10 protein-coding genes are annotated in these 9,388 nt (G+C 63.0%); 5 read left to right on the forward strand and 5 right to left on the reverse strand.

Annotated features, from left to right (window positions below):
- Window positions 1–789 (reverse strand): aminotransferase class I/II-fold pyridoxal phosphate-dependent enzyme (locus AC1DKD_RS39015; RefSeq protein ID WP_477144542.1); only part of this gene is annotated, 789 nt, incomplete at its 3' end.
- 315 nt (window positions 790–1,104) lie between these two features.
- Here AC1DKD_RS39015 and AC1DKD_RS39020 point away from each other — a divergent pair.
- The 5 genes from AC1DKD_RS39020 to AC1DKD_RS39040 all read left to right on the forward strand — a co-directional run bounded on the left by AC1DKD_RS39020 (window position 1,105) and on the right by AC1DKD_RS39040 (window position 5,481).
- Window positions 1,105–1,485, forward strand: coding sequence for an Mth938-like domain-containing protein (locus AC1DKD_RS39020; protein WP_035872350.1), 381 nt, complete (start codon window positions 1,105–1,107; stop codon window positions 1,483–1,485).
- A gap of 143 nt (window positions 1,486–1,628) precedes the next feature.
- Window positions 1,629–2,090: a peroxiredoxin gene (locus AC1DKD_RS39025; RefSeq protein ID WP_035872353.1), complete on the forward strand. Its 462-nt coding sequence runs from the start codon at window positions 1,629–1,631 to the stop codon at window positions 2,088–2,090.
- Between the two features lie 382 nt (window positions 2,091–2,472).
- Window positions 2,473–4,197 carry a PhoH family protein gene (locus AC1DKD_RS39030; protein ID WP_477144543.1) on the forward strand — a complete coding sequence of 575 codons (1,725 nt, stop codon included), beginning with the start codon at window positions 2,473–2,475 and terminating at the stop codon, window positions 4,195–4,197.
- A gap of 167 nt (window positions 4,198–4,364) precedes the next feature.
- Window positions 4,365–4,592 carry a hypothetical protein gene (locus AC1DKD_RS39035; protein WP_477144544.1) on the forward strand — a complete coding sequence of 76 codons (228 nt, stop codon included), beginning with the start codon at window positions 4,365–4,367 and terminating at the stop codon, window positions 4,590–4,592.
- A 229-nt stretch (window positions 4,593–4,821) separates the two neighbouring features.
- A complete protein-coding gene (locus tag AC1DKD_RS39040; protein ID WP_441630787.1) occupies window positions 4,822–5,481 on the forward strand; it encodes a C40 family peptidase in 660 nt (219 codons plus the stop codon).
- An 88-nt stretch (window positions 5,482–5,569) separates the two neighbouring features.
- On the opposite strand, the gene AC1DKD_RS39045 is transcribed toward AC1DKD_RS39040, so the two are convergent.
- The 4 genes from AC1DKD_RS39045 to rplI all read right to left on the reverse strand — a co-directional run.
- Window positions 5,570–6,580, reverse strand: coding sequence for an inorganic phosphate transporter (locus tag AC1DKD_RS39045; protein WP_045239979.1), 1,011 nt, complete (start codon window positions 6,578–6,580; stop codon window positions 5,570–5,572).
- 13 nt (window positions 6,581–6,593) lie between these two features.
- The gene (locus AC1DKD_RS39050) at window positions 6,594–7,220 is read right to left on the reverse strand and encodes a DUF47 domain-containing protein (RefSeq protein ID WP_035872371.1); all 627 of its coding nucleotides are present in this window, start codon (window positions 7,218–7,220) and stop codon (window positions 6,594–6,596) included.
- 211 nt (window positions 7,221–7,431) lie between these two features.
- Window positions 7,432–8,823 carry a replicative DNA helicase gene (locus AC1DKD_RS39055; protein WP_035872375.1) on the reverse strand — a complete coding sequence of 464 codons (1,392 nt, stop codon included), beginning with the start codon at window positions 8,821–8,823 and terminating at the stop codon, window positions 7,432–7,434.
- A 241-nt stretch (window positions 8,824–9,064) separates the two neighbouring features.
- Window positions 9,065–9,388, reverse strand: a 324-nt coding sequence (gene rplI, locus AC1DKD_RS39060; protein WP_477144545.1) for a 50S ribosomal protein L9, incomplete at its 5' end; no start/stop codon positions are given.

Raw genomic sequence — 9,388 nt, forward strand, 5'->3', positions numbered from 1 at the left:
GTCCAGGGCGGGCCGCTTGTCGCCCGACACCACCATCCAGCCGGACCGGTAGCCGCACGAGCGGTAGTTCTTCGACAAGCCGTTGAACGTGACGGTCAGCACATCGGTCGACAGCGAGGCGATCGAGGTGTGGGTATGGCCGTCGTACAGCACCTTGTCGTAGATCTCGTCCGCGAAGATGATCAGCCCATGCTCGCGCGCGATCGTCACGATGCTCTTGAGCAGTTCGTCCGAGTACAGCGCGCCGGTGGGGTTGTTSGGGTTGATGACGACGATCGCCTTGGTRTTCGGSGTGATCTTGGCCCGGATATCGTCGAGATCGGGCATCCATTCATTGGCCTCGTCGCACACATAGTGCACCGGGGTGCCCCCCGAGAGGCTCACGGCGGCCGTCCAAAGCGGGTAATCCGGCGCCGGCACCAGCACTTCGTCGCCGCTGTTGAGCAGCGCGTTCATCGACATCACGATCAGTTCCGAGGCGCCGTTGCCGACGTAGATATCGTCCAGGCCAACGCCCTCGATGTTCTTCTGCTGCGTGTAGTGCATGATCGCCTTGCGCGCGGCGAAGATGCCCTTGGAATCCGAGTAGGCTGCCGAGTTGGGCAGGTTGCGCATCATGTCCTGCTGGATCTCTTCCGGCGCGTCGAAGCCGAACACGGCCAGGTTGCCGATGTTCAGCTTGATGATCTTGTGGCCTTCCTCTTCCATCTGCTTGGCCTTCTCCAGCACCGGGCCGCGGATGTCATAGCAAACATTGTTGAGCTTATTGGATTTCTGGATCGGTTTCACGGCGATGTCGGCAGGAGGCAAGCGCCGCCGGCTGGCGGCGGCAATCTAGGGAATCTGGGTGGGAAAGGAGCGGCCCGTTGTGCGCATCCGCTGCGATGCAACGCAAAACGTGGCAGGCAGGAAGGCAAAAGCTATAATTTATCGGATTATGACAGACTTCGGCAGGGATTCTTGCATTGCAGCGTACGGCGCCGTCACCCGGCCCCCGCGACGGCAACCCCCTCCCGACCTGCCCCAAAATGCTCTCAACCCGCCTTGCGCGGCCCGGCCGGGTGCCGGACGGCCGCCCAAGGCAGCGCCCGATAAGGTTTGCCCTTGAAACTCCACGCTGACCAGCCCAATGCTCTCAATACGGTGACGTCCTACGGACCGGGCTATATCGACATCAATATGGTGCGCTACACGGAATCCGTGCTGGTCATGCCCGAGGGCGAGATCCGGCCCTGGCCGGTGCAGCGCTTCGAAGACCTGGAGCCGGCGCATTTCGAAGGCCTGCTGGCGCACTCGCCCGAGGTGGTGCTGCTTGGCACCGGCAACCGCCTGCGCTTCCCCCACCCCCGCCTGACCGCGTCCCTGGCGCGCCTGCATGTGGGCGTAGACGCGATGGATCTCCAGGCCGCCTGCCGCACCTACAATATCCTGATGGCTGAAGGCCGCAAGGTGGCGGCCATCCTGCTGCTGGAAGACCCGGCCTGAGTCCGCCGCGCCGCCTGCCGGGCGGTGCCGCAAGTTAAGTCCGCGCCACGCTTGAAGTTTCCGGGCCCGCCCCCATCTGCCGCCACCATGGTGGCAGCACTCATGCAGCCGCCCCCTTCCTGCCCCTCCCAGGAGCCATAAGAATGACAGTCAGTCTCAGCAAGCCCGTACCCGATTTCAGCGCGCCCGCCACCGGCGGCACGTTCAGCCTTGCCGACCAGCGCGGCAAAACCGTCGTCCTGTATTTCTATCCCAAGGACAACACGCCGGGTTGCACCACCGAAGCCATGAACTTCCGCGACCAGCATGACGATTTCGTCAAGGCCGGCACCGTGGTCTTCGGCATCTCGCGCGACAGCCTGAAGTCGCACGAGAACTTCAAGGCCAAGCTGGAACTGCCGTTTGAGCTGATCTCCGATGGCGATGAAGCCGTCTGCCATCTGTTCGATGTCATCAAGATGAAGAAAATGTATGGCAAGGAAGTGCGCGGCATCGAGCGCAGCACCTTTATCATCGACGGCAAGGGCATCCTGCGGCACGCCATGCGCGGCATCAAGGTCCCCAACCACGTCGACGAAGTCCTGCAGATCGTCCGCGCGCTCTGATTCGGGCGGTTGCCGGGCCATTCCCTGGCCCTGGCGGACGGCATGTTTAATGCGCCGCAGCAACACCCTCGCAAGTCGTCTCGGCCAGCGATTGCAAAACAGAAAACGTTCGGATACATTGACCTTTAATGAGTTCAGATTCCGGATGCCACGCTGCTTCATCGTCCCGGCCCAGGCGCTTCCTGCCACAGGCCGGTAGCGGACCTGCCGTGTCTCCGGTCCGAAAAAAAGCCGCCAAACCTGCCCCCCAGGTCTGGCGGCTTTTTTGTTTGTACTGCCCCCACGCACAGGACACGATCGGCAAGTCCGCGGCGCCAAGCGGCCGCGCCAGTGTCCTGCGCCGTTTTCCAGCCGTCTTCTCCCCCTGAAAGGAAAGCCAAGCATGCCGCTGCCGACCATGCCCGCCAAGCCTGCCCAATTGCTTGACCCGAGCGAATTCGCCCCGGTGACCAAGCTGACCAAGGCCAAATCAGCGTCGCAGGGTAAGAAACCTGTGCCGGCGCTGGAGCGTGTGGCCTTGCTGGAAACCGGAAATAGCCAAGCGGAAGGCGCGCCGGCCGTGGTGGCCCGCGCCAGCGGTTCGACGCGAGCGCGCACCAAGGAAGCGCCTCCGTCCTCGCTGAAGTCCGTACCGCCGCTGGCCGCCGTACCCTCGGCGCCCGCCAAGCCAGTACCGAGCACCACCAATCGCCGCGCACAAAAACACGTTGGTCCCAGCAAGCTGTTCGTGCTGGACACCAAYGTGCTAATGCACGACCCGWSCTCGCTGTTCCGCTTCGAAGAGCACGACGTCTATCTGCCGATGATGACGCTCGAGGAGCTGGACAACCACAAGAAGGGCATGAGCGAAGTTGCCCGTAACGCGCGCACCGTCAGCCGCACGCTGGACGCGCTGGTGGGCGGCACCGACGGCGTGCTCGACGAGGGCTTGCCGCTGGCCAAGCTGGGCAACCGCGACGCGCAAGGCAAGCTGTTCCTGCAGACCAAGCTCAACGAGATCAAGCTGCCCGACGGCCTGCCGCAGGGCAAGGCCGACAACCAGATCCTGGGCGTGGTCAGCGCGTTGCAGCAGCAATTCCCGGAGCGCCAGGTCGTGCTGGTGTCGAAAGACATCAACATGCGCATCAAGGCGCGCGCCCTGGGCCTGCCCGCCGAGGATTACTTCAACGACCAGGTCCTCGAGGACAAGGACCTGCTCTACTCGGGCGTGATGCTGCTGCCCAACGACTTCTGGGCCAAGCATGGCAAGGGCGTGGAAAGCTGGCAGGACCCGAAGTCCGGCGCGATGTTCTATCGCCTGACGGGCCCGCTGGTGCCCTCCTTCCTGGTCAACCAGTTCGTCTACATGGAGCCCAGCGACGGCAGCCTGCCGCTGTACGCCCAGGTCAAGGAAATCAACGGCAAGACAGCGCTGCTGCAGACGCTCAAGGATTACACGCACCACAAGAACAATGTGTGGAGCGTGACCGCGCGCAACCGCGAGCAGAACTTCGCACTCAACCTGCTGATGCATCCGGAGATCGACTTCGTCACGCTGCTGGGCCAGGCCGGTACCGGCAAGACCTTGCTGGCGCTGGCCGCGGGCCTGGAGCAGGTGCTCGACCAGAAGCTGTACAACGAGATCATCGTCACCCGCGCCACCGTGCCGGTCGGCGAGGACATCGGCTTCCTGCCGGGCACCGAGGAAGAAAAGATGCAGCCCTGGATGGGCGCCTTCGACGACAACCTGGAAGTGCTGCAAAAGAGCGACGACAGTGCCGGCGAGTGGGGCCGCGCCGCCACCCAGGAACTGATCCGCTCGCGCATCAAGGTCAAGAGCATGAACTTCATGCGCGGACGCACCTTCGTCAACAAGTTCGTCATCATCGATGAGGCGCAGAACCTGACGCCAAAGCAGATGAAGACGCTGGTAACGCGTGCCGGCCCCGGCACCAAGATCATCTGCCTGGGCAATATCGCGCAGATCGACACGCCTTACCTGACCGAAGGCTCGTCCGGTCTCACTTACGTGGTAGACCGGTTCAAGGGGTGGAGCCACAGTGGCCATGTCACGCTGGCGCGCGGCGAACGCTCGCGCCTGGCCGATCATGCCGCGGACGTCCTGTAAAGGCCACCGACCGGAAGCCCATGTAGGAGCATACCCGGCAGATTTGTCTGCCGGCTTGGCCTAGCATCAAAGCATCCGGAGCGCCCGCCATATCGGCACCTCGCGTGCCGGCGAATGGCGGGCGCTTTTTTTGCCCCCTCCGGCTTGTTGAATCGATGGAGACATTGATGGACAACCACCTGCACCACCATCTGGCTTGCGCCCGCAAGTACATGCCCCTACAGCTATCACGACCATTGCGGCCATTGCGGCCATTGCGCCTGGCACTCGCCGGCAGCATCGTGATTGCCGCATTTTCATGGCTATCGGCTCCCGCGCTGGCTGCCGACGAAATGGTGATCCGCACCATGGGCCCGGTCGCGGCGAATATGTCGCCGATGTGGCCGTACGCATGACGCGAGAAGGCCACGAAGTGGCCAGCTTCACGGCATCGGGCCCGAAGTGCCTGATAAAGGCCCCGCAAGGCAGCTACAATATCGAAGCGACTTATAAGGGTCAGGCCAAGTCGATAACCGTCAGTACTGGCACATACAACGCACAGTTGCGCTGGTAGGCCCACGGGCGGCAGCTTCGCTGCCTGCCCGCCACTGGCGCGGCACCTGACCCGGGACCGGACCGAGAAGGATGCCACCGCGCCAGATAGCCCATACCGGAAGACCCGCGCCTTTGCTGGCCGGCGTCTTCGACAGCGCCCGCCTGCCCGCGCTTTGCACCGCTGCGCTGCTGCTTGCCGCCTGCGCCTCTGCTCCGCCGACGCGGCCCGGCGCCCAGTCCCGGGCATCGGCCCCGCCCATGGTCGATCCCAGCGCCGGGCTCGAAGAAGTGTCCATCCAGGCCATGTCCCTGGTTGGCACGCCCTATCGCTACGGCGGCAATACGCCTGACTCCGGCTTCGACTGCAGCGGCCTGGTGCGCTATGTCGTGCTGCGCGCCGCCAACGTCAACTTGCCGCGCACCACCGAAGCCATGGGCGATCGCGGAGTCGCGCTGGAGCGCAGCCAGGTGGCATCGGGCGACCTGGTTTTCTTCAATACCACGGGCCGCGCCAATTCGCATGTCGGCATCTATGTCGGGCAGAACCGCTTTGTCCATGCACCCTCCACCGGCGGCACGGTGCGCCTTGAGGACATGAGCAAATCCTATTGGGCCTCCCGCTACAACGGTGCCCGACGGGTCGCGACAGGGTTTACGCCGCCGCCGGCTGCCTCACCGGCGCCGCAGCCATCGGTTGTGCCGCCGGTGCCGGTGGACGACGACCCCATCGCCGCATTCGCCAATCGCTGACGGCATACGCTCTCCCGCACCGCAACAAACAAAAAGCCAGGCATTGCGCCTGGCTTTTTGCATTCTTGTCGAAGAGGTGTCCGATCGCTCAGAGCACGTGCCGGCCGATCCACCACGCGATGGCTGCCATGAAGGCAGAAGCCGGAATGGTCAGCACCCAGGCCCAGACGATGTTGCCCGCCACGCCCCAGCGCACCGCCGACATCTTCTGCACCGAACCCACGCCGACGATGGCGCCCGTGATGGTGTGCGTGGTCGACACCGGCACGCCCAGCGCCGAAGCGATGAACAGCGTGATCGCGCCACCGGTCTCCGCGCAAAAGCCGCCTACCGGCTTGAGCTTGGTAATCTTCTGGCCCATGGTACGCACGATGCGCCAGCCACCGAACATGGTACCCATGCCGATCGCCACGTAGCAGGAAACGATGACCCAGACCGGCGGCTCCGCGCCGCCCTGCGCCACGTGACCGCTGGCGATCAGCAACATCCAGATGATGCCGATGGTCTTTTGCGCGTCATTGCCTCCGTGGCCCAGGCTGTAGAGCGAGGCCGAGATCAGCTGCAGCCTGCGGAACCAGCGGTCCACCCGCGACGGCGGCGTGCGAAAGAACGTCCAGGCCACGATCACCATCATCAGCGAACCGAGCAGGAAACCCAGCAGCGGTGAGATCACGATAAAGGCCACGGTCTTGAGCAAGCCACCACCAACCAGCGCACCGGTGCCGCTCTTGGCCACCGCGGCGCCAACCAGGCCGCCGATCAGCGCGTGCGAGGACGACGAGGGAATGCCGTAGTACCAGGTGATCAGGTTCCAGGCAATGGCACCCATCAGGGCGCCGAAGATGACATAGTGATCGACAATATTGACGTCGATCGTGCCGGTTCCCACCGTGGCCGCCACCTTGAGGTGGAAGATAAAGATAGCCACCACGTTGCACATGGCGGCCATCGCCACCGCATGGTGCGGCTTGAGCACGCCCGTCGACACCACCGTGGCAATCGAGTTGGCGGCATCGTGGAAGCCGTTCATGAAATCGAACAGCAAGGCGAGCGCCACCAGCAGGGCGATCACCCACAAGCTCATTTGTATGGTCTGCATTCCGATGTGTGCCTCAGGCGTTTTCCAGGACGATGCCTTCGATGATGTTGGCAACGTCCTCGCACTTGTCGGTGATGGTTTCCAGTTGCTCGTAGATGGCCTTCAGCTTGATCAGGCGCTTGACGTCCGTCTCGTCGCGGAACAGCTTGGACATCGCCGCGCGCATTACGCGATCGGCCTCGGACTCGAGCTGGTCGATCTGCTGTGCCGTCTTCAGGATCGCGCTGGCATTGCTCATGTCTTCAAGCAGGCCGACCGCGATCTTGACCTGGTCGCAGCACTGCACGCAGATGGCGGCGAGCTTGCGCGCCTCGTCCGTCAGGCTGGTCACGTCGTACAGCGAGATGGTTTCCGCCACGTCTTCCATCAGGTCGAGGATATCGTCCATGGTGGTGATGAGCTTGTGAATCTCGTCGCGGTCCAGCGGCGTGATGAAGGTCTTGTGCAGCAGGTCGATCGTGTCGTGCGTAATGCGATCAGCCTTCTTTTCAGTGGCCTGCACGCGGCGCGCATGCGCCTCGGCATTGGGCAGATCGTTGACCAGCACCTCCAGCTCGCGGGCGGCGGTCACCGCGCAATCGGCATGCTGGTTGAAGTATTCGAAGAACTTGCCCTCGGTGGGCATGAATCGGCCGAACATGGAATGTTCCTTGTCGAAGCGCGGGGGCGCCGCGGGTTATTGCTGAATGAGGCAGGTACGCATTGCATGACAGCCGCCCTGGGGCGGCTGTCATCAAAACGCAATATTTTACAGGGTTGTGGAGCGAAGCCGGAGGACTTTGACAAGCGGCATGGACAATCCACCATCGCAGCCGAGCCACGATGCCCGGCAAGCCGCGCCAGGACAGGCTTCAGGTATCGTTATCGAAGAAAGCGGGGCCGCCGCTGAAGTTGTCAAACTTCGTGAATTGACCCAAGAAAGTCAGGCGCACGGTCCCGATGGGGCCGTTACGCTGTTTACCGATAATAATTTCGGCCGTGCCCTTGTCCTGCGAATCCGGGTTGTAGACCTCATCACGGTAAATAAACAGGATCACGTCGGCATCCTGTTCGATAGCGCCGGATTCACGCAAGTCGGACATCACCGGGCGCTTGTTGGGCCGCTGCTCAAGGCTTCGGTTCAGCTGCGAGAGCGCGATCACCGGACAGTTGAGTTCCTTGGCCAGCCCCTTGAGCGAACGCGAGATTTCCGAGATTTCGGTCGCGCGGTTTTCACCGCCGCCCGAACCCGACATCAACTGCAAATAGTCGATGATGATCAGGCCAAGCTGGCCGCACTGGCGCGCCAGCCGCCGCGAGCGGGCCCGCAGTTCCATCGAGCTCAGCGCCGGGGTTTCGTCGATGAACAACTGGGCATCGTTCATGCGCTGGATGGCATGTGTAAGCCGTGGCCAGTCCTCGTCGAGCAGGCGGCCAGTACGCAGGCGGTGCTGGTCCAGGCGGCCGACCGAGCCAAGCATACGCATGGCCAGCTGTGTGCCGGCCATTTCCATCGAGAACACCGCCACGGGCAGGCCCTGCTCCACCGCCACGTGCTCGCCGATATTCAGCGAGAAGGCGGTCTTACCCATCGAGGGGCGCCCGGCAACGATGATCAGGTCGCCCGCCTGCATGCCGCTGGTCATGCGGTCCAGATCGATGAATCCCGTCGGCACGCCCGTCACGTCGGTACTCGAGTCACGGTGGTACAACTCGTCGATGCGCTCCACCACCTGCGTCAGCAGCGGCTGGATCTCCTGGAAGCCCTTCTGCCCGCGCGAGCCCTCCTCGGCAATGGCGAACACCTTTGATTCGGCTTCGTCGAGCAGTTCCCGCACTTCGCGCCCCTTGGGGGCGAAGGCCGCACTGGCGATATCGTCGGCCGCGGTGACCAGCTTGCGCAGCACCGAACGCTCGCGCACGATTTCCGCATAGCGGCGGATATTGGCAGCACTAGGTGTGTTCTGCGCCAGCGAATTCAGATAGGCCAGCCCGCCCACCTCCTCCGCCTTGCCAGCGACCTGAAGCGTCTCGTAGACAGTGATGACGTCGGCGGGCTTGGTGGCGGCGATCAACCGGGAGATGCTCTGGAAGATCATCCGGTGATCGAAGCGGTAGAAGTCCGCTTCGGACAGGAAATCGGCGATACGGTCCCAGGCGGCATTGTCCAGCAGCAAGCCACCCAGCACCGATTGCTCGGCCTCGATGGAGTGCGGTGGAACCTTGAGATTATCTAGTTGGGGGTCTGCGACGGGCGCGTTCATGGGAAGGGATTATAACGGTCGCCGCCAGACAGCCGGGGGAGAATTCGCAGCCGGTTGTTACCGCGTCCGGCCAAGTGACGGCGGGACAACCAGCCCTGTGGCAATGATGCAAACGAGGGTAGCGGCCAAACAAAAAGGCAGGAGCAAAACGCTCCTGCCTTTTTGTTTGGTCAAGCCCGATACCGGCAACCGGCCCTGCCAGCCCAACAGGCACAAGCGGGACCGGTAGCGAGATCAGTGCTTAGACGTGTTCGCCCAGGACGGAAACCGTCACGTCGACCAGCACGTCGGTATGCAGCGAAACGCTGACCGGATGGTCGCCGACGATCTTCAGCGGGCCATTCGGCAGGCGCACTTGCGCCTTCTCAACCTTGAAGCCTTGACCAGCCAGCGCTTCGGCGATGTCGGCGTTGGTGACGGAACCGAACAGGCGGCCGTCCACACCCGACTTCTGGGTGATTTGCACGGTCAGGCCGTTCAGCTTTTCGCCTTCGCCCTGGGCCGCGGCCAGCTTCTCGGCAGCTGCCTTTTCCAGTTCAGCGCGCTTGACTTCAAACTCGCTGAT

This window comes from Cupriavidus sp. 05T313, from assembly GCF_056396665.1.